Below are 17,624 nucleotides of genomic sequence, written 5' to 3'. Positions count from 1 at the left end.
GTGGTCGAGTGTGCCTCAAGGGCGCAGCGGCTGCCCCAGCACGCCCTTGCGCAGCAGAAAGTTGCCCCAGGGCTCCAGCTCGCCGGTGACGACGATGGCGTAGGCCTTCTTCACCCGATCGTAGAACTCGTAGCGCTCCACGGCCTGCACCCGTTCGGGCGGCAACCCTGCCGATGCCAGCAGGGCCACAGCCTCGCGTTGCAGGGCCGACCGGTAGCCTTCCGGCGTGTCGCTCACCTGCATGTAGGCCACGGGATGGGTCACATCCTCGGCCAGGGGAAATACGCTCACCACCGCCTCCAGTGTTCGAAGCATGCCCACGCCCGGCAGGCGCAGCACCGGCTTGCCGGCGCCCAGGCTCATGGCGGTGAAGTTGGCATCCGCCAGCACCACCGCGTCGTCATGCCCCATCTCGGCCAGCAGCTTGAGCAGCTCCGGGCTGAGCAGGGGATCAATTCCTTTGAGCATGGTTGATCCTTATGCGAGGCACTCGGCGGGCAGCGTCGCGGGGTCGCGCGCGCCCGTCATCACCGCCACGGTGTCGCTCATGCTGATGGTCTTGGGATTGACCACGCAGGCGCGCTTGCCCAGGCGGGCGATGTGGATGCGGTCGGCGATCTCGAACACGTGCGGCATGTTGTGGCTGATCAGGATCACCGGCAGACCCTTGTCGCGCACGCGGCGGATCAGTTCCAGCACCATGTTGCCTTCCTTCACGCCCAGCGCGGCGGTCGGCTCGTCCAGGATGACCACGTGCTGCGCGAAGGCCGCGGCGCGCGCCACCGCCACGCACTGGCGCTGGCCGCCCGAGAGGGTTTCCACCGCCTGCGTCATGGAACGGATGCCCACCTTGAGGTCGGCCATGCGCTGCACGGCAATCTCCAGCATCTTCTTCTTGTCCAGCATGCGCAGGGTGTTGCCCAGGAAACCCTCGCGGCGCATCTCGCGGCCCAGGAACAGGTTCTCGGTGATCGTCATGGCAGGGGCCACGGCCAGGTCCTGGTAGCAGCACTCGATGCCGGCGCGGCGCGCGTCGATCGGGGTGTTGAAGTGGATCTTCTGGCCGTCCAGGAAGATCTCGCCCTCGTCGGGGATGGTGGCACCGGACAGCGCCTTGATCAGGCTGGACTTGCCGGCGCCGTTGTCGCCGATCACCGCCAGAATTTCACCGGCGCGCAGCTCGAAGTCCGCGCCGTCGAGCGCGGTGACCTGGCCGTAGCGCTTGACCAGGCCCTTGGCCTGCATCACGAGTTTGTGAGAAGTGCTCATTACCGGGCTCCTTTGCGGGAGAGTTGGTCCACAGTCACGGCGATGATCACCAGGATGCCGGTGATCAGCACCTGGTACACCGACGAGACGCCCATCAGCGTCAATCCGTTGCGCAGCACGCCGACCACGATGGCACCGATCAGCGAACCGAGGATCATCCCGCGGCCACCGAACAGGCTGGTGCCACCCAGCACCACGGCGGTGATGGCGTCCAGGTTCTCGGTCTGGCCGGCGTTGGGGTCACCCACTTCGGTACGGGCCACCAGCAACAGCGAGGCGATGCCGTAGAACACACCGGCCAGCACATAGACACCCAGCAGCACGCGGTCGGTCGGAATGCCGACTAGGCGGGTCGCCTCGGGGCTGTTGCCCACAGCGTAGACGTGGCGGCCCGAGGCGGTCTCGCGCAGCCAGAACCAGGCACCCAGGTAGAGCAGGATCATCAGGATCGTGCCGTAGCTGATGGGCGTGCCGGCGATGTCGAAGGTGCCGCCCAGCGCGGTCATGAACGGTGGCAGGTTCGAGACGGTCTGCGCTTCGGAGTACAGCTGGGTGATTGCGAAGGCGATGTTCATCGTGCCCAGGGTCACGATGAAGGACGGCAGCTTGATGCGGGTGACCAGCAGGCCGTTGATGAGGCCGAAACCGGCGGTCACGCCGATGCCGCAGAGGATGGCCAGCGGCGCGGGCATACCCATTTCGACCGCGAACTTGGTCATCACGATGCTGCCCAGGGCCATCACCATGCCGCACGAGAGGTCGATGCCAGCGGTCAGGATGACCAGGGTCTGGCCGATGGCGATGACGCCCACCACCATCACCTGCTGGAGGATCAGCGCGAAGTTCGCGCCGGTGAAGAAGTTGTCGGTCGTCATGCCGAAGACGGCACAGGCGATCGCGAGGGCAATGAAGGGCCCCATCTGGCTGATGGGAGGCAGCCTGTCCTTGAAAGAGCTCATGACGAGATCCCCGGTAGAGAGCAAACAGAGAAAAGAAAAGGGCGCCCTTGCTTCGCCGGGATTCGTGGTTCCCGGTTCAAAGGGGCGCCCCTGGCGCCTTGGTGGCGGAGATGAAGACCCGGCGCAGGGCCGCCCCAAGCCGGGTCAGCGCCCATGGGGCAGCGACCCGTGAAGCGGCGGAGCGTGGGGCCTACATCACTTCTTGTCGCCCCAGCACAGCTCGGTACCGACCTTCACGTCCTTGCTTTCCACGCCGGGGACTGCCTTGGCGGCGATCAGGGTCACGCCGGTGTCGACATAGCCCGTGGCCTTCTTGCCGCCCTTGGCGTACTCGACGCCCGCGGCCACGCCCATGGCGGCCATCTTCAGCGGGTACTGCTGGCTGGTGGCGGCGATCACGCCCTTGCCCACATCGGCCACGCCGGCGCAACCGCCGTCGACGGACACGATGATCACGTCCTTCTCCTTGCCGGCCTTCTTCAGCGCGTTGTAGGCGCCGGCGGCTGCAGGCTCGTTGATGGTGTAGACCACGTTGATGGCCGGGTCCTTCTGCAGGCAGTTCTCCATCGCGGTCTGGCCCTTGGCCTGGTTGCCGTCGGTGTCGGCGGCGCAGACGGTCTCAGGCGTGGACGACAGCTCGTTGCTCTTGGCATCGTTCGCCTTCAGGCCGAAACCGGTCATGAAGCCGTTGTGGCGCTGGGCGCCCACGGGGTGGCCGGGGAACAGGTCGAGCATGGCGATCTTGGCGGGCTTGCCACCCAGGGCGGCCTTGGCGTACTGGCCGATCAGGATGCCGGCCTTGTAGTTGTCGGTGGCGAACAGGGCGTCAGCGCCTTCGAACGGGCTGTCCAGGGCGATCACCTGCACGCCCTTGGCCTGGGCCTTCTTCACGGCCGGGATGATGGCGTCGCCGGAGGACGTGATCAGGATGGTCTTGGCACCAGCGGTGACCATGTTCTCGATGGCAGTGATCTGGGCGGCGGTGTCGCCGTCCTTCTTGCCGGCGGCGGTCATCAGCTTGGCGCCCAACTTCTTGGCTTCCGCCTGCGCACCTTCCTTCATCTTCACGAAGAAGGGGTTGGTTTCGGTCTTGGTGATCAGGCCGATCACGGGCTCGGCGGCGAAGGTGGAGCCAGCGGCCAGGGCCAGGGCGGTGAAGGCGAAAGCGACTTTTTTCACAGATGTCTCCTGAGGAGGATGGATGGGATCAGACGTTGTTGAACCAGGTTTTCTCTGCCGCCAGACCTTCGGGTTAGCCCGAGTCCGACTGCAGAGTGACTGAACTATAGTTGTTGCACGTTAAATAAATCAACTGGATTTAGTTATGGTTTTCCCTACTCCCGACCAAATGCAGCCGAACACCCCGATCACCGTCGCCACCGCCGGCGAAGCCCTGATGGACATGATCCAGGAGGCCGACGGCCGCCTGCGCCCTTGCGACGGCGGCGCGGTCTACAACCTCACGCGGGCGCTGGGCCTGCAGGGCGTGGGCACGCTCTACCTCAACCCGCTCTCGCAGGACCGCTTCGGCCGCGGCCTGGCCCACGCCATTGCCCAGGCGCGGGTGACGCAGGCCCACCCCGAGCCGGCGCACGAGCCCACGTCGCTGGCCGTGGTCAGCCTGGACGAAGCCGGCAAGGCCAGCTACAGCTTCTACCGAGAGGGTGTGGCCGACCGCCGCGTCGACGCCGCCACCATGACGGCGCAGTGCGCCGCCCAGCCCGCGCTGAAGATGGTGGTCACCGGCTGTCTGGCCCTGGTGGCAGACGACACGCACAAGTACCTGCCCTGGCTGAAGGCGCAGCGCGCCGCCGGCAAGCTGGTGGTCGTCGACGCCAACCTGCGCCCTGCCATCGTGCCGGACATGGCGGCCTACCAGGCCAGCGTCATGGCGGCGCTGGGCGAGGCCGACATCGTCAAGGTGAGCGACGACGACCTGGGGATCCTCGGCTTCACCAACCCCGACCCGCTGCTCGCAGCGCGCGAACTGCTCGCGAAGACACCGGCCCGCTGGCTGGCCCTGACCCTGGGTGCCAAGGGCGCAGTCATCCTGGCGCGCGACGGTGGGGCCTGGCAGGCTTCGGAATCACAGCCGGTGCAGGTGGCCGACACCGTGGGCGCGGGCGACAGCTTCCTGGCCGGGATGCTGGTCGCGCTGCTCGACCGCCCGGCCATGCGCGCCGTCAAGACCGCCGCCGAGCTGACCCTGGATGCGGGCGACGTGGAAGACCTGCTGGCCAACGCCATCGCCTGCGCCAGCCTGTGCGTCATGGAGACCGGCTGCGTGCCGCCGACGCGGGAACAGGTCTTGCAACGCTTGGCCAAGGGCCGGCCGCATTTCAAGGCCCTCGCCTGAGCGTCCTGCCGAGGTGCTCGCAGCCTCTGCAGGGGCTGCTGCAAAAAAGTACCCGGCATGTAACTTAATTACCATAAACTCCTCCCATCAACGGTAACCCGGTAAAGCCATGGCCACTTCCTCGACCCCTTCTTCCGCCCCGCTGGACATCGTCATCTTCGGTGGCGTGGGCGACCTGTCGGTGCGCAAGCTGCTGCCCGCGCTCTACATGGCCCACCTGCACAACAACCTGCCGGAAGAGACCCGCATCCACGCCCTGGGCCGCCAGAGCTGGGACCGCGCGGCCTTCCTGCATTTCATTCAAGAGAAGGTGCGTGGCTTCATTGGCGAGAAGGCTTACACCGACGAAGCCTGGGCCACGTTCGTGCGCCGGCTCACTTATGTCCGTGTCGACGCCACCGAGGCGGCGAGCTTCCTGGACCTCAAGGCCGAAATGCAGCCCGGCTCCGACCGCGTCTATTACCTGGCCACCGCGCCCAGCCTGTTCGTCGGCATCTGTGCCAACCTGCAGGCTGCCGGCCTGATCGACGAACGCGCCCGCGTGGTGCTGGAAAAACCGCTGGGCCACGACCTGGCCTCGGCCCGCCAGATCAACAACGACGTCGCCCAGTACTTCGAGGAACACCAGGTCTTCCGCATCGACCACTACCTGGGCAAGGAAACGGTACAGAACCTGATGGTGCTGCGCTTTGGCAACAGCATCTTCGAACCACTGTGGCGCAGCCCGCAGATCAAGAGCATCCAGATCACCGTGGCCGAAAGCGTGGGCGTGGGCAGCCGTGCCGGCTTCTACGACGGCACCGGCGCCATGCGCGACATGGTGCAGAACCACTTGCTGCAGCTGCTGTGCATCGTGGCGATGGAACCTCCAGTTTCACTGGACCCGGACGCGGTGCGGGACGAAAAGCTCAAGGTGCTGCGCTCACTTCGCCCGATGACCGTGGCCGACGTGGCCAAGGACACCGTGCGCGGCCAGTACACCGCCGGCGCCTCGGGTGGTGAAGCCGCCGTAGGCTACCTGCAGGAAGAGAACATCCCCGAGGACAGCAGCACCGAAACTTTCGTTGCGCTCAAGGCCCACATCAACAACTGGCGCTGGGCCAATGTGCCCATCTTCCTGCGCACCGGCAAGCGCATGGCGGCGCGCCAGTCCGAGATCGTCATCGAGTTCGCCGAACTGCCCTTCACCATCTTCAATGATTCGGCTCACAAGTCGGTCAACCGCCTGCTGATCCGCCTGCAGCCAGAAGAACATATCCAGTTGCAGATGATGGCCAAGGAGCCGGGCAGCGGCATGAAGCTGCGCCCGGTCAAGCTCGACCTGGACCTGCAAACCGCCTTCACCGGTCGACGCGCCGAGGCCTACGAACGCCTGCTGATCGACGTCATCAAAGGCCGCCTGACGCACTTCATGCGCCGCGACGAACTGGAAGCTGCCTGGGCCTGGGTCGAACCCATCATCGACGGCTGGCAGCAGCTCGGCGAAAAACCCAAGGCCTACACGGCCGGCAGCTGGGGCCCGGCGGCTTCTTCCGCGTTGATGGCGCGCGAAGGCAGCTCCTGGGTCGAGGAATCCTGAACATGGCAGTGACCGAACACCCCGGCGCCACGCCCGCCGCCATCGCGGCCCACATCGCCGATGCGCTGCGCGCCGCCATCGCCACGCGCGGCCAGGCCAGCCTGGCGGTGTCGGGCGGCAAGTCGCCCATTCCCATGTTCGAAGCCCTGCGCGAGCAGGATCTCGACTGGTCGAAGGTGTGCATCGTGCTGGTGGATGAGCGCATCGTCCCGCGCGACCACGCCGCCAGCAACACCGCGCTCGTGGTCCAGCACCTCTTGCAAGGCAGGGCCGCAACGGCCCGCTTCCTGCCGTTTTTCCGCGAGCTGGCACCCCAGTTCAACGCCGCGGTGCTGGACGCCCTGGTGGAAGACGCCACCCGGCGCATCGAGGCCCTGCCCTGGCCGCTGGACGTGGCCGTGCTCGGCATGGGCGAAGACGCCCACACCGCCTCGCTGTTTCCCGGCGCCCCCGGCTACGCCCGCGCCATCGCCACCGACGAGCGCCTGGCCTGGGTGGTGCCCGAACAGGCGCCCATTCCCGCGCCGCACGCCCGCCTGACCTTCACGCTGCACGCCCTGCTCGCTTCGCGGGAACTGTTGCTGTCCATCGCCGGCGAGTCCAAGCTCGCCGTGTATGACCGCGCCTCGCAAAAGGCCGACGACACCCTGCCCGTCTCGCTGATCCTGAACCAAACACAGACGCCCGTGAGCGTCTGGAAGGGATGACCACCATGAACGCCCCCCTGCACCCCACCCTCGAACGCGTCACCCAGCGCATCATCGCCCGCAGCGCCGGGCCGCGCGGCCAGTACCTGCACACCGTCGAGACCTCGGCCAAGGCGGGCACCCAGCGCGCCGGCATGGGCTGCGCCAACATGGCCCACACCACGGCCGCGCTGCCCGCCAGCGACAAGCTGCGCATCCACGCCGAGAAGGCGCCGCACCTGGGCGTGGTCACCGCCTACAACGACATGCTCTCGGCCCACCAGCCCTACGAGCACTACCCCGAACTGCTGCGCGCCCATGCCCGCTCGCTCGGCTTCTCGGCCCAGGTCGCCGGTGGCGTGCCCGCCATGTGCGACGGCGTCACCCAGGGCGCGGCCGGCATGGAGCTCTCCCTGTTTTCGCGCGACGTGATCGCGCTCTCCACCGCGGTCGCGCTCTCGCACAACGTGTTCGATGCGGCGCTGATGCTGGGCATCTGCGACAAGATCGTGCCCGGCCTGTTCATGGGCGCGCTGCAGTTCGGCCACCTCTCGACCGTGTTCGTGCCGGCCGGCCCGATGACCACCGGCCTGTCCAACGACGCCAAGGCCAAGGTGCGCCAGCAGTACGCGCAGGGCCTGGTCGGCCGCGACGCGCTGCTGGAGAGCGAGGCCCAGGCCTACCACTCACCCGGCACGTGCACCTTCTACGGCACCGCCAACAGCAACCAGATGCTGATGGAGATCATGGGCCTGCACCTGCCGGGCGCGTCCTTCGTGAACCCGGGCACGGAACTGCGTGAGGCCCTGACCAAGGCGGCCATGGACCGCGCCTTCGCCAACACCGGCCGCACCGGCGCCCCGCGCATCCGCCTGGCGGACATCGTGACCGAGAAGACCATCGTCAACGGCATCGTCGGCCTGCTGGCCACGGGCGGTTCGACCAACCACACCATCCACCTGATCGCGATGGCGCGCGCCGCCGGCATCGTGATCGATTGGGACGATTTCGCCGAGCTTTCACACGTCATCCCGCTGCTGGCCCGCGTCTACCCCAACGGCAAGGCCGACGTGAACCACTTCCACGCCGCCGGCGGCATGGGCTTCCTGATGCAGGAACTGCTGGAGGCCGGCCTGCTGCACGCCGACGTGAAAACGGTCATGGGCGAAGGCCTGGCCGCCTACACGCAGGAACCCTGGCTGGACAACGGCGCGCTCGCCTGGCGCCCGGTGCCGAAGACCAGCGCGGACACGTCGGTGCTGCGCCCGGTGAGCGAGCCCTTCAGCGCCGACGGCGGCCTGCGCCTGCTGCAGGGCAACCTGGGCCGCAGCGTGGTCAAGGTCTCGGCCGTGGCGCCCGAACACCGCGTGGTGCGCGCGCCCGCCGTGGTCGTGAGCGACCAGCAGGACCTGCTGGCCCTGTTCAACGCAGGCCAGCTGGAGAAGGACCTGATCGCCGTGGTGCGCTACCAGGGTCCGCGCGCCAACGGCATGCCCGAGCTGCACAAGCTCACGCCCCCGCTGGCCGTGCTGCAGGACAAGGGCTTCAAGGTCGCGCTCGTCACCGACGGCCGCATGAGCGGTGCCTCGGGCAAAGTCCCGGCGGCCATCCACCTCAGCCCCGAAGCCCTGGCCGACGGCCCGATCGCGCGCGTGATGGATGGCGACATGATCACGCTCGACTGCGAACGCGGCGTGCTGGAGGTGGAGGTGGACGCCGCCACCTTCGCCGCGCGCGCGGTCGTCCACCCCGATCTCAGCCACAACGCCCATGGAACCGGCCGCGACCTGTTCGGCCTGTTCCGCGCCCACGCCAGCACCGCCGAATCCGGCGCGTCCCCCTTGTTCGGCGACCGCCCCTGAACTGGACCCACACACCATGACCACCACCTGCTTCACCCGCCCCGCGTTCACCTCTCGCGTCGTCCCCGTCATCGTGCTGCAGGACCCGGCGCACGCCGTGCCGCTGGCGCACGCCCTGCTCGAAGGCGGCATCGACGTGATGGAGATCACCCTGCGCTCCGACGCCGCGCTGAAATCCATCGAGGCGGTCGCCAAGGCCGTGCCGCAGATGCACACGGGGGCCGGCACCGTGACCCGCGTGGCCGAGGTGCAGCAGGTGATAGACGCGGGCGCCAGCTTCGCCCTCTCGCCCGGCGCCACCGACGCGCTGGTCAGCGCCGTCAAGGCCGCCAACCTGCCCTTCATCCCCGGCGTGATGACGCCCGGCGAGGTCATGCACCGCCGCGAACAGGGTTTCACGCTCATGAAGCTCTTCCCCGCCCAGCAGGCCGGCGGCATGGGCATGCTCAAGGCGCTGGGCGCGCCGATCCCCGACGTGATGTTCTGCCCCACCGGCGGCGTCAGCCCCGAGAACCTGAAGGATTTCCTCAAGCTGTCCAATGTGGCCATGGCCGGCGGCAGCTGGCTCACCCCGGCCGACGCGCTGGCGGCCGGCGACTGGGCGCGCATCACGCGCCTGGCGCGCGAGGCGACCGAACTCGCGGCGCAGGTATAAACGGGCGCATCTGAAGGGAAGAGGAACCACCACCATGACCAGCCCCACCACCCTGCCCGCCTGGCAGACGCTCACCCAGTTCGCCGCCCTGCCGCAACCGCACCTGCGCGAGCGCCTGGCCCAGCCCGGCCGCGAGGCGATGCAGGCCAGCGCCGACGGCACCGGCATCCGCCTGGACTTCACCCGCCAGGCCTTCGACGGCGCGATCTGGGCCGCCCTGCTGCAGCTGGCACGCGAAGCCGGCGTGGAAGCCCAGCGCGACGCCATGTTCCGCGGCGACACCATCAACACCAGCGAACAGCGCGCCGTGCTGCACGTGGCCCTGCGCGGCACGCCCGGCGCCACCGGTGACGCGGCGCCCTGGGGCGCGGAGATCCAGCAGCTCGTGCAGAACGAACTCGACCGCGTCTGCGCATTCGCCGACCGCGTGCGCGCGGGCGAGGTGAAGAGCAGCACCGGCGCGGCCTTCACCGACGTGGTGAACATCGGCATCGGCGGCTCGGACCTGGGCCCGCGCATGGCGGCCGACGCGCTGGCCCCGCTGTGCAGCGACGGCAAGACCGGCCTGCGGGTGCACTTCGTCAGCAACCCCGACGCCTGGGCGCTGCACAGCACGCTGCGCAACCTGGACCCAAAGACCACGATGGTGATCGTCGCCAGCAAGACCTTCACCACGCAGGAAACCATGACCAACGCCGCCAGCGCCCGCCGCTGGCTGGAAGACGGCGGCGTCATAGACGGCCAGCAGAGCGCGCACCTGGTCGCCATCACCGCCGCACCGCAGAAGTCCGGCGCCGCCGGCTACCCGGCCGAACACACCTTCACCTTCTGGGACTGGGTCGGTGGCCGCTACTCCGTCTGGTCCGCGCTCGGCATGCCGCTGGCCATGGCGATTGGCTCGAAGGCCTTCCGCGAGTTCCTGGCCGGTGGCCAGGCCATGGACGCGCACTTCCGCTCGGCGCCCCTGGAACAGAACCTGCCCGTCATCCTGGCGATGAGCGGCGTGTGGAACCGCAACTTCCTCAACTGCCCGACCCAGCTGCTCAGCTGCTACCCCAGCCGCCTGGTGCGCTTTGCGCCCTTCGTGCAGCAGATGGACATGGAGAGCAATGGCAAGCGCACCCGCAAGGACGGCCAGCCAGCCGACACCGGCACCGGCGCCATCCTCTGGGGCGGCCTGGGCATCGACGGACAACACGCCTACTTCCAGCTGCTGCACCAGGGCACGCACCGCGTGCCGGTGGAGTTCGTGGGCGTCGAGTCCGAAGACACGCCGCTGCCGCTGGCGGCCGAGCACCACCGCGTGGTCAACCTCAACCTGCGCGCCCAGTCGCAGGCCCTGGCCGTGGGCCGCAACGCCGCCGACACCCTCAAGGCCCTGATGGCCGAAGGCCAGACCCTGGAGCAGGCCGAACCCTTTGTGACCCAGCGCAGCTTTGCCGGCGACGTGCCCAACAGCGTGCTCTGGATCGACCAGCTCACCCCGCACCGCCTGGGCGCCCTGATCGCGCTGTACGAACACAAGGTCTTCGTGCAGGCCGCGGTCTGGGGCATCAACGCCTACGACCAGTGGGGCGTGGAGCTTGGAAAAACCATGGCCAAATCCATGGAAAAACAGAGCTGATGCGCATCGCCCTCGTCGCCCACGACCGCAAGAAGGACGACATGGTGGCCCTGGCCACCGAGTTCGCGCCGCTGCTGCGGCAACACACCCTCATGGCCACCGGCACCACCGGCGGCCGGCTGCAGAACGAGGTTGGCCTGACAGTGGAACGCCTGCTCAGCGGCCCGCTGGGCGGTGACCTGCAAATTGGCGCGCGGCTGTCGGTCGGCGAGGTCGACGCGGTGATTTTTCTGCGCGACCCCATGACCGCACAGCCCCACGAACCCGACATCAACGCCCTGGTGCGGGCGTGTGACGTGCACAACGTGCCGTGTGCGACGAATGTCGCGACGGCGCGGGTGCTGCTGGGCGAGGTGGCGCGCCGCTGAGTCCCCGCCGCGTCGTCGGTCGCACCCCGGACATTCGACGCTCAGGCCCCGCCGCTGCGGCGGATGCCCTCTTCAAGCACAAAGAACTGCGGGTTGAGATTGGCCATCGGCCCGCGCAGCTTCTCGACCTCCGCCGCCGGCGCGTGCACCTCCAGGCGGACGATCTTCGCGATCTTCAGGGCTTCGCCCAGCAGCTCCCCGACGTTCTGCAGGTGGGCCAGCACGGCGGCCGCATCGACATAACCCTCGCGGCAGTGGGCGGTGTTCCCGTTGAACGAGAAGGCGTAGTGCACACAACCGGGTTCGGTGCGGGTCTTTGCCACAAACTGCGGGCCCAGCGCCTTGAAGGCTTCCAGCTGACCTTCCTGGACTTCGAAATACGGCACCAGGGTGCAGCAGGTATCGAGGGTGAACATCCTTGTCTCCTTGTGTCTTGGCGGGCGGGTTGCCCGAAGAACATTCTGCATGCCAACGCGATTGCTGTGTTGTGGTGCTGGGCAGTCCGCACCGTCGATGACCGTGTGTGACGGCAACTTCTCTGCGTCAGCAGCTACTCCTTCAATCTGACGGTGATTTCGGCGCCCTTCCAGTGCCTCGGAGAGATGCCCTTCTCGAAGTCGACCAAGCGCGACGAGTACAGCGACTCCTCGCCGCTCCTGACTTCCAGCCGATACCTGGACGGATAGTAGGCTGCCTGGCCAGCGAAGAAAACGCCCCATCCGGTGTTCGGCGGAATCAGGAACCGCCCTTCCTTGTCGGTCGTGGTCGAAGCGGTCACTTGCTCCTTTTTGCTCAGTGAGTCCGTTTCCACGACGCCCACCCACAAGCCCGCGACACGGTTGCCATGCTGATCGACCACCCGCCCACTCACCTCGGGCACCCACTCGTAGTGGTAGGGAAAAACGCATCCCGCAAGCACCACAACCACCAGCAGCATCAACCTTCTCATTCCATCCCTTTCATGTTGAATCGCCCGTCCGACCGGCGACGGATTCCCTGACGCATCTATTCAACGGCCGTGCCCAGATTCTCCCGCGCCCGTCCCTCGAACCGATCCCTGAACCGCTCGGTCCCATAGATCGCCGGCCGCGCCAGAAACCCCGCCAGCACCTCCTTGCGCTTGCGCCGGTACAGCCAGCCAGGCACCCAGCGGTACTCCTCACGCACCTGTGCGTCGTACTCGGCGAACCGCGCCGGGTCGGCGCCCAGGATCCCGAGGTCGATGTCGACCAGCAGCCGCGCGTCGTCGTCCACCGGCTCGGCGTCGTGGCAGGTGGCCATGATCAGCGCGCGCACCCGCCGCGGCACATCGCCACTCGCGCCCGCCGCAGCAAGCGCTTCAACGGCCCAGTCGGCGCTGCGGGCTTCATTGCCCTTGCCCTGCGGGTCGTAGACGGCGTCGTGGAACCACAGGGCCAGTTCGACCTCGCCGGGATGTTGCGCCAGATCCAGCGCCGGTTCCAGCAGGGCCAGGCATTCGTGCAGGTGCTGCTGCGAGTGGTAGTGGCGCTGAGACTCGGCCCAGGCGTCCAGCAGTCGCTGCATAAGGCCTTCGGGCGCGCGCAGGCTCAGGGCGGCCCAGGCGCGTTGCCAGGAGCGCTCGAGCAGGTGTTCGTCAATCAGCGAGGTGCGCCAACGCCCGATGGCGGTGGACGCGAAGTCCAACGTGTGGGTGTGCCGCCCCTGTGCATCGGCCAGGGCCAGCCGCAGGCTGTGCCGGTCGTCGCTGCGCGCCTTGACACACAAGGGCGGCTGGGTTCTGTCCATGGCGCGCAATAGCGGGGCCGACACCTTGGACGCTGGCAGGCCCAGTTCAACCGACAGGGCCTTGCCGAACCCGGCGGATCGTTGAAGTGGGCCACGCCGCGCTTCTGGCCAGTCGGCGGGGCTCTGGTGCCCTGGCGAGACGAACACCATCGGCAGCGCCGGGTCGTCGCTTGCAGAGGCCACCGGAATCGCCACACCCTCGGGCAGGTAGGGTGGACGGTAGTCCCAGGTCGGCACGCCCGCGGCCGCCAGGTCGCCACGCACCGCGAGGCCGAACGGACTGGCGCCTGTCTCGCACCACCGGCTGCGCTCCCAGAGGCGCGTGCGGGCGATGGGCTCGCTGCGGGCCTCGGCTTCGCTGGCGAGCCAGAGCAGTTCGAGGTAGAGGTTGTCGAAGGCGAAGCAGGCATTGGCCGTGCCCTGCCCCGGGTGCGCGCGGCGGCAGGTTTCGCTCAGGCCCAGGCGCTTGAGCGCCTCGATCTCGGGGCCGTCGGGCTCAATGAACAGGAAGAAGTGGTCGACTGACAGCGTCATGGTGGGCACTTCACAACAGCGCCTTGGCCGCCTTGATGCGCAGCTCCATCGCCACCGACGGGTCGTTCATCACGTCGAGCAGGAACTGGCGCGGGTCGTCGTGGCGGCGGATGGTGCTGGCCGGTGCAGCAGCAGGGGCCACGACCGCAGACACGGGCGGCTGCACGGCCGGCAGAAAGGGCGAAGGTTCGGGCGTCAGCCGCGCCAGGGCGATCTGGAACTCGGCGCGGGTCACCGGCTTGAGGCGCGAGAGCAGTTCGGCCTGCGCCTCCTCTCCCGGCGGGATGTCGAGCGAGGGGTCGTCGCCGAACACCGCGGCCAGGTCGGGTGCGACAAAGGCCGACCAGCGGCCGGTTTCGGCCTGCAGCTGCGGCACACGCCCGGGTTCCACCTGCATCCCAGGGTCGGACGATGGCCAGCAGCGGCGGCGCGCCGGCGCCACATCGCCCAGGTAGCGGGCGCACAGGCCGTCGAGGAAGGCGGCCGCCGTGTCGGCCGGCACCGGGTCCGCGAGCGAAAACCAGAGTTCGAAGGCGTCCACGCCGTTGACCGCGATGGCGGGTGCGGGCAGGTCCAGATCGGCCTGCACGCCGCGCCACACGGCCGACAGCGGCGCCCAGTCGGCCGGACCGCAGACGGCCAGCACCAGGTGGCGCACCCGGCCTTCGGCGGTGGCATCGGGGTCGGAGACGAAGAGTCGCTGGTGTTCGGTGTCGAGTCGGTTCATGCGGGCAATGGTAGCCGCGGGCATAATTCACCCCGACGTTCTCAGGGCGGGGTGAAACTCCCCACCGGCGGTGTCCGAGGCTTCGGCCGAGGGAGCCCGCGAGCGCCTGCTGGCTCATGCCGACAGGGTCAGCAGACATGGAAGGCGACGCCTCGCGCAAAGCCGAAGCCATGGCCGACGGTCACAGTCCGGATGAAAGAGACACGTAACCCAATCCAGCCACGCGCTCGTGCAGCGCCGTGGCTGTTTTGGCTTCGTCGCGCCCTGCGAGCGGTGTTTGTTCAACCCGTTCACCCCTGACGACCGAAGCCATGTCCGAATTCCAGCTCGCCCCCATCCCCGAACTCGTGGCCGACATCGCGGCCGGCCGCATGGTCGTGCTCGTCGACGACGAGAACCGCGAAAACGAAGGCGACGTGATCATCGCCGCCGACAAGATCACGCCCGAGGCCATCAACTTCATGGCGCGCTTCTGCCGCGGCCTGATCTGCCTCACGCTGACCGCCGAGCGCTGCGACTTCCTGCAGTTGCCGCCCATGGCCTCGCGCAACGGCACCAAGCACAGCACCGCGTTCACCGTCTCCATCGAAGCCGCCACCGGCGTCGACACCGGCATCTCGGCCGCCGACCGCGCGCGCACCATTCAGGTCGCCGTGGCGAAGGAAAGCACCCCCACCGACCTGGTACAGCCGGGCCATGTGTTCCCGCTGCGCGCCGCGGCCGGTGGCGTGCTGATGCGCGCCGGTCACACCGAAGCGGGCTGCGACCTCGCGGCGCTCGCCGGCCTGCAGCCGGCGGCGGTGATCTGCGAAATCATGAAGGACGACGGCACCATGGCCCGCCTGCCCGACCTGGTGGAATTCGCCCAACAGCACGGCATCAAGCTCGGCTCGATCGCCGACCTGATCCGCTACCGCAGCCAGAACGAGCGCCTGGTCCGCCAGGTGGCGGTGCGCCCGGTCGCCACGCCCTACGGCGAGTTCGACCTGCACACCTACCAGGACGAGTTCGGTGGCGCCCACCTGGCGCTGACCTTCGGCCAGTGGAGCGCCGACGAGCAGGTGATGGTGCGAGTGCACGAGCCGCTGTCGCTGATGGACTGGCTCGACACCGCCAGCAGCCCGCACTCCTGGCCGCTGCAGGCTGCGCTGGGCGCGATCAAGGCCGAGGGCAAGGGTGTGGCCCTGCTGCTCAACCCCACCGAGTCGTCCGAGGACCTGATCGCCGCGGCCAGCCAGCCGCGCGCAGCCAAGAAACGCAGCGAGCCCGGCAACGACGCCGACCTGCGCACCTACGGTCTGGGCGCTCAGATCCTTCGCGACCTGGGCATCTCACGCATGAAGGTGCTGGGCAACCCGCGCCGCTTCCCTAGCATGGGCGCCTACGGCCTCGTTGCTGAGAGCTTCGTCTCGCCGTCCTGATCAGGCCTTGCGCGCGCGGTGGTAGCTGCCATCGCCGCGCTGGAACAGCACGTCGTCGGGCAGCAGGTCGCCGGGCTGCAGCTCGCGGGCGTTCAGCGCACGCTGGTACAGCGGCGCGAAGTCGACACGGGTGAAGTCCAGCAGCTCGTCGAGGTCGCGGATCACGAAGTAGCTCTCCTGGAAGTCGTCGATCCGGTAGTGCGTGCGCATGACACGCTCGAGGTCGAAGCGCACGCGGTTGGGCGAGGGGCTGTCGAGGCAGAACACCGATTCGGTGAACGACGAGGCGATGCCCGCACCGTAGATGCGCAGGCCATCGCGCTGCTGCAGCAGACCGAATTCGATGGTGTACCAGTACACCCGCGCCAGCTGCGGCAGGCAGCCCAGCTGCTGGGCGCGCAGCCCGCCCTGACCATAGGCCTGGATGAAGTCGGCGATGGCCGGGTTCATCAACATGGGCACATGGCCGAACACGTCGTGGAACACGTCGGGCTCTTCGAGGTAGTCCAGCTCGTGCGGCTTGCGGATGAAGTGGCCCGCCGGAAAACGCCGGTTGGCCAGGTGCTCGAAGAACACGTCGTCGGGCACCAGGCCCGGCACCGCCACCACCTGCCAGCCAGTGCGTTTCATCAGCACGTCCGACAGGGCCCGGAAGTCGGGGATCTGGTCCGCCCCGATGGGCAGGTCCTTCATGCCCTGCACGAACTCGTCGCAGGCGCGGCCCGGCAGCAATTTGGTCTGGCGCTCGAACAGGGTCTTCCAGGTGGCGTGTTCGGCGGCGCTGTAGTGGTCCCAGCCCTGGTCGATGGTCCAGTCGGCGTTGGCGGGGCGGCCGGCCTCGCCAGCGGCCAGGCCATGTTTGGCGGCAACAGGTTCGGCCAGCATCTCAGCCCCCATTGCGCTGGCGCGTGGCGTAGGCCCCGTCGGCGGCTTTGGCCCAGGTGATGTCGCGCTCGGACAGGCCGTCCGCGTCGTGGGTGGTGAGCGTGATGTCGACGCGGTTGTAGACGTTGAACCACTCGGGGTGGTGGTCCAGCCGCTCCGAGACCGCCGCCATCTGCGCCATGAAGCCGAAGGCCTCGGCGAAGTTGGCGAAGCGGAAGCTGCGCGAGATCGAGCCGGATTCGGGGTGGTGGGTCCAGCCGGGCAGGCCGGCGAGGTGGTGTTTCAGGGACTCGGCGTCCAGCGGTGTCATGGTGTCTCCTTGTGATGGGCCCTTGGGAGCCCCGAGCTGTGCAGTTTGCGCCGTCTGACGGACAATTTGCTCTCGTTTTCGTCCACGCTCCCCCGCTTTCACGAGAGACCCTTTCATGAACGAAGCCATCGGCAAGGATTCCTTGCACACCCTCCTTGACCGTCTGGACCGGCGCATCCTGGCCGCGCTGCAGGCCAACGGCCGCATCAGCAACCAGGAACTGGCTGGCCTGGTGCACCTGTCACCGGCGCAGTGCAACCGGCGCCACCGGCGGCTGGAGGCCATGGGCGTGATCCGGCGCTACGAGGCGCGGCTGGACGCCGACCGCCTCGGCCTGGGCGTGACCGCCTTCGTGCACATCTCGATGGAGCGCGGGCAGCACAAGGAGGTGCTGAAGTTCCAGCGCACCGTCGGCAAAATGCCGCAGGTGCTGGAGTGCTACGCAGTGACCGGCGACTTCGATTACGTCTGCAAGGTGGTCGCACACGATCTCAAGGGCCTGTCCGACTTCCTGCTCGGCACACTGGCGCAGCAGCCCGGTGTCAGCGGCGTGCGCTCGAGCATCTGCCTGAACGAGCTCAAGTGCACGGGTGCGCTGCCGCTGGAGTGAGGTGGGGTCTGC

At 68.0% G+C, this 17,624-nt stretch carries 20 protein-coding genes, 1 pseudogene and 1 riboswitch; of the genes and pseudogenes, 9 read left to right on the top strand and 12 right to left on the bottom strand.

The features are described 5' to 3' along the window. Window positions 1-15 precede the first annotated feature (15 nt). From ACFOPI_RS07055 to ACFOPI_RS07040, 4 genes are all read right to left on the bottom strand, one after another. Window positions 16-468: an RbsD/FucU family protein gene (locus ACFOPI_RS07055; RefSeq protein WP_382172428.1), complete on the bottom strand. Its 453-nt coding sequence runs from the start codon at window positions 466-468 to the stop codon at window positions 16-18. A gap of 9 nt (window positions 469-477) precedes the next feature. Further along, entirely contained in the window at window positions 478-1,269 is a 792-nt protein-coding gene (locus ACFOPI_RS07050) for an ATP-binding cassette domain-containing protein (protein ID WP_382172426.1), read from the bottom strand. Further along, window positions 1,269-2,228 (bottom strand): ABC transporter permease, encoded by a 960-nt coding sequence (locus ACFOPI_RS07045; RefSeq protein ID WP_382172424.1) that lies wholly within the window; start codon window positions 2,226-2,228, stop codon window positions 1,269-1,271. The genes ACFOPI_RS07050 and ACFOPI_RS07045 overlap by 1 nt, the downstream gene beginning before the upstream one ends. Window positions 2,229-2,423: 195 nt before the next feature. Then, entirely contained in the window at window positions 2,424-3,407 is a 984-nt protein-coding gene (locus ACFOPI_RS07040) for a sugar ABC transporter substrate-binding protein (protein ID WP_382172423.1), read from the bottom strand. Window positions 3,408-3,576: 169 nt separating this feature from the next. Here ACFOPI_RS07040 and ACFOPI_RS07035 point away from each other — a divergent pair, with 169 nt between their 5' ends. From ACFOPI_RS07035 to ACFOPI_RS07005, 7 genes are all read left to right on the top strand, one after another. Further along, entirely contained in the window at window positions 3,577-4,584 is a 1,008-nt protein-coding gene (locus ACFOPI_RS07035) for a PfkB family carbohydrate kinase (protein ID WP_382172421.1), read from the top strand. Window positions 4,585-4,693: 109 nt separating this feature from the next. Next, entirely contained in the window at window positions 4,694-6,163 is a 1,470-nt protein-coding gene (gene zwf / locus ACFOPI_RS07030) for a glucose-6-phosphate dehydrogenase (RefSeq protein ID WP_382172419.1), read from the top strand. 2 nt (window positions 6,164-6,165) lie between these two features. Beyond that, a complete protein-coding gene (gene pgl, locus ACFOPI_RS07025; RefSeq protein WP_382172418.1) occupies window positions 6,166-6,870 on the top strand; it encodes a 6-phosphogluconolactonase in 705 nt (234 codons plus the stop codon). A 5-nt stretch (window positions 6,871-6,875) separates the two neighbouring features. Further along, a complete protein-coding gene (edd, locus tag ACFOPI_RS07020) occupies window positions 6,876-8,711 on the top strand; it encodes a phosphogluconate dehydratase (protein WP_382172416.1) in 1,836 nt (611 codons plus the stop codon). Window positions 8,712-8,727: 16 nt separating this feature from the next. Further along, window positions 8,728-9,366: a bifunctional 4-hydroxy-2-oxoglutarate aldolase/2-dehydro-3-deoxy-phosphogluconate aldolase gene (gene eda / locus ACFOPI_RS07015; RefSeq protein ID WP_382172414.1), complete on the top strand. Its 639-nt coding sequence runs from the start codon at window positions 8,728-8,730 to the stop codon at window positions 9,364-9,366. A gap of 34 nt (window positions 9,367-9,400) precedes the next feature. Continuing rightward, window positions 9,401-10,990: a glucose-6-phosphate isomerase gene (gene pgi / locus ACFOPI_RS07010; RefSeq protein WP_382172413.1), complete on the top strand. Its 1,590-nt coding sequence runs from the start codon at window positions 9,401-9,403 to the stop codon at window positions 10,988-10,990. Beyond that, on the top strand, window positions 10,990-11,358 hold the full coding sequence (locus ACFOPI_RS07005; protein ID WP_382172412.1) for a methylglyoxal synthase: 369 nt from the start codon (window positions 10,990-10,992) through the stop codon (window positions 11,356-11,358). The genes pgi and ACFOPI_RS07005 overlap by 1 nt, the downstream gene beginning before the upstream one ends. Before the next feature lie 41 nt (window positions 11,359-11,399). Here the strand turns inward: ACFOPI_RS07005 and ACFOPI_RS07000 are convergent, their stop codons facing one another. The 6 genes and pseudogenes from ACFOPI_RS07000 to ACFOPI_RS06975 form a co-directional block, all read right to left on the bottom strand. Then, window positions 11,400-11,774, bottom strand: a complete 375-nt coding sequence (locus tag ACFOPI_RS07000) for a putative quinol monooxygenase (RefSeq protein ID WP_382172410.1) — start codon at window positions 11,772-11,774, stop codon at window positions 11,400-11,402. Between the two features lie 134 nt (window positions 11,775-11,908). Next, complete coding sequence (locus ACFOPI_RS06995; protein WP_382172409.1) at window positions 11,909-12,295, bottom strand: carboxypeptidase-like regulatory domain-containing protein; 387 nt, start codon at window positions 12,293-12,295, stop codon at window positions 11,909-11,911. 68 nt (window positions 12,296-12,363) lie between these two features. Then, window positions 12,364-12,978: an HD domain-containing protein gene (locus ACFOPI_RS06990; protein WP_382173077.1), complete on the bottom strand. Its 615-nt coding sequence runs from the start codon at window positions 12,976-12,978 to the stop codon at window positions 12,364-12,366. Between the two features lie 405 nt (window positions 12,979-13,383). Then, window positions 13,384-13,659, bottom strand: a pseudogene (locus ACFOPI_RS06985) (VOC family protein); the annotation flags it as partial. 10 nt (window positions 13,660-13,669) lie between these two features. Then, window positions 13,670-14,386 carry a hypothetical protein gene (locus ACFOPI_RS06980; protein ID WP_382172407.1) on the bottom strand — a complete coding sequence of 239 codons (717 nt, stop codon included), beginning with the start codon at window positions 14,384-14,386 and terminating at the stop codon, window positions 13,670-13,672. A 33-nt stretch (window positions 14,387-14,419) separates the two neighbouring features. Continuing rightward, a riboswitch (FMN riboswitch) is annotated at window positions 14,420-14,595 on the top strand. Then, window positions 14,568-14,699: a hypothetical protein gene (locus ACFOPI_RS06975; RefSeq protein ID WP_382172406.1), complete on the bottom strand. Its 132-nt coding sequence runs from the start codon at window positions 14,697-14,699 to the stop codon at window positions 14,568-14,570. Its footprint overlaps the riboswitch before it by 28 nt. Between ACFOPI_RS06975 and ribBA the strand changes: the two genes are divergently transcribed. After that, window positions 14,698-15,807: a bifunctional 3,4-dihydroxy-2-butanone-4-phosphate synthase/GTP cyclohydrolase II gene (ribBA, locus tag ACFOPI_RS06970; protein ID WP_382172404.1), complete on the top strand. Its 1,110-nt coding sequence runs from the start codon at window positions 14,698-14,700 to the stop codon at window positions 15,805-15,807. The two genes, ACFOPI_RS06975 and ribBA, sit on opposite strands and share 2 nt — an antisense overlap. Here the strand turns inward: ribBA and phhA are convergent, their stop codons facing one another. Next, window positions 15,808-16,692: a phenylalanine 4-monooxygenase gene (gene phhA / locus ACFOPI_RS06965; protein ID WP_382172403.1), complete on the bottom strand. Its 885-nt coding sequence runs from the start codon at window positions 16,690-16,692 to the stop codon at window positions 15,808-15,810. Window position 16,693: 1 nt separating this feature from the next. Next, window positions 16,694-17,002 (bottom strand): 4a-hydroxytetrahydrobiopterin dehydratase, encoded by a 309-nt coding sequence (locus ACFOPI_RS06960; RefSeq protein ID WP_382172402.1) that lies wholly within the window; start codon window positions 17,000-17,002, stop codon window positions 16,694-16,696. Window positions 17,003-17,117: 115 nt separating this feature from the next. Between ACFOPI_RS06960 and ACFOPI_RS06955 the strand changes: the two genes are divergently transcribed. Next, a complete protein-coding gene (locus ACFOPI_RS06955) occupies window positions 17,118-17,612 on the top strand; it encodes an Lrp/AsnC family transcriptional regulator (RefSeq protein ID WP_382172401.1) in 495 nt (164 codons plus the stop codon). Window positions 17,613-17,624 lie beyond the last annotated feature (12 nt).

Origin of the sequence: Hydrogenophaga luteola, assembly GCF_042648585.1 — a bacterium.
Classification (GTDB): domain Bacteria; phylum Pseudomonadota; class Gammaproteobacteria; order Burkholderiales; family Burkholderiaceae_C; genus Hydrogenophaga; species Hydrogenophaga luteola.
Note: the sequence above shows the minus strand (reverse complement) of the source record. Positions and strands in the feature narration are given on the sequence as shown.

What these genes read in the sequence shown, in the direction of transcription:
- ACFOPI_RS06955 (WP_382172401.1), top strand. Translation starts at nt 17,118, where the DNA reads ATGAACGAAGCCATCGGCAAGGATTCCTTGCACACCCTCCTTGACCGT.
- eda (WP_382172414.1), top strand. Translation starts at nt 8,728, where the DNA reads ATGACCACCACCTGCTTCACCCGCCCCGCGTTCACCTCTCGCGTCGTC.
- ACFOPI_RS06975 (WP_382172406.1), bottom strand. Translation starts at nt 14,699, where the DNA reads ATGGCTTCGGTCGTCAGGGGTGAACGGGTTGAACAAACACCGCTCGCA.
- ACFOPI_RS07000 (WP_382172410.1), bottom strand. Translation starts at nt 11,774, where the DNA reads ATGTTCACCCTCGATACCTGCTGCACCCTGGTGCCGTATTTCGAAGTC.
- ribBA (WP_382172404.1), top strand. Translation starts at nt 14,698, where the DNA reads ATGTCCGAATTCCAGCTCGCCCCCATCCCCGAACTCGTGGCCGACATC.
- ACFOPI_RS06960 (WP_382172402.1), bottom strand. Translation starts at nt 17,002, where the DNA reads ATGACACCGCTGGACGCCGAGTCCCTGAAACACCACCTCGCCGGCCTG.
- ACFOPI_RS07035 (WP_382172421.1), top strand. Translation starts at nt 3,577, where the DNA reads ATGCAGCCGAACACCCCGATCACCGTCGCCACCGCCGGCGAAGCCCTG.
- zwf (WP_382172419.1), top strand. Translation starts at nt 4,694, where the DNA reads ATGGCCACTTCCTCGACCCCTTCTTCCGCCCCGCTGGACATCGTCATC.
- phhA (WP_382172403.1), bottom strand. Translation starts at nt 16,692, where the DNA reads ATGCTGGCCGAACCTGTTGCCGCCAAACATGGCCTGGCCGCTGGCGAG.
- pgi (WP_382172413.1), top strand. Translation starts at nt 9,401, where the DNA reads ATGACCAGCCCCACCACCCTGCCCGCCTGGCAGACGCTCACCCAGTTC.
- ACFOPI_RS07045 (WP_382172424.1), bottom strand. Translation starts at nt 2,228, where the DNA reads ATGAGCTCTTTCAAGGACAGGCTGCCTCCCATCAGCCAGATGGGGCCC.
- edd (WP_382172416.1), top strand. Translation starts at nt 6,876, where the DNA reads ATGAACGCCCCCCTGCACCCCACCCTCGAACGCGTCACCCAGCGCATC.
- ACFOPI_RS07055 (WP_382172428.1), bottom strand. Translation starts at nt 468, where the DNA reads ATGCTCAAAGGAATTGATCCCCTGCTCAGCCCGGAGCTGCTCAAGCTG.
- ACFOPI_RS06995 (WP_382172409.1), bottom strand. Translation starts at nt 12,295, where the DNA reads ATGCTGCTGGTGGTTGTGGTGCTTGCGGGATGCGTTTTTCCCTACCAC.
- ACFOPI_RS06980 (WP_382172407.1), bottom strand. Translation starts at nt 14,386, where the DNA reads ATGAACCGACTCGACACCGAACACCAGCGACTCTTCGTCTCCGACCCC.
- ACFOPI_RS07050 (WP_382172426.1), bottom strand. Translation starts at nt 1,269, where the DNA reads ATGAGCACTTCTCACAAACTCGTGATGCAGGCCAAGGGCCTGGTCAAG.
- ACFOPI_RS07005 (WP_382172412.1), top strand. Translation starts at nt 10,990, where the DNA reads ATGCGCATCGCCCTCGTCGCCCACGACCGCAAGAAGGACGACATGGTG.
- pgl (WP_382172418.1), top strand. Translation starts at nt 6,166, where the DNA reads ATGGCAGTGACCGAACACCCCGGCGCCACGCCCGCCGCCATCGCGGCC.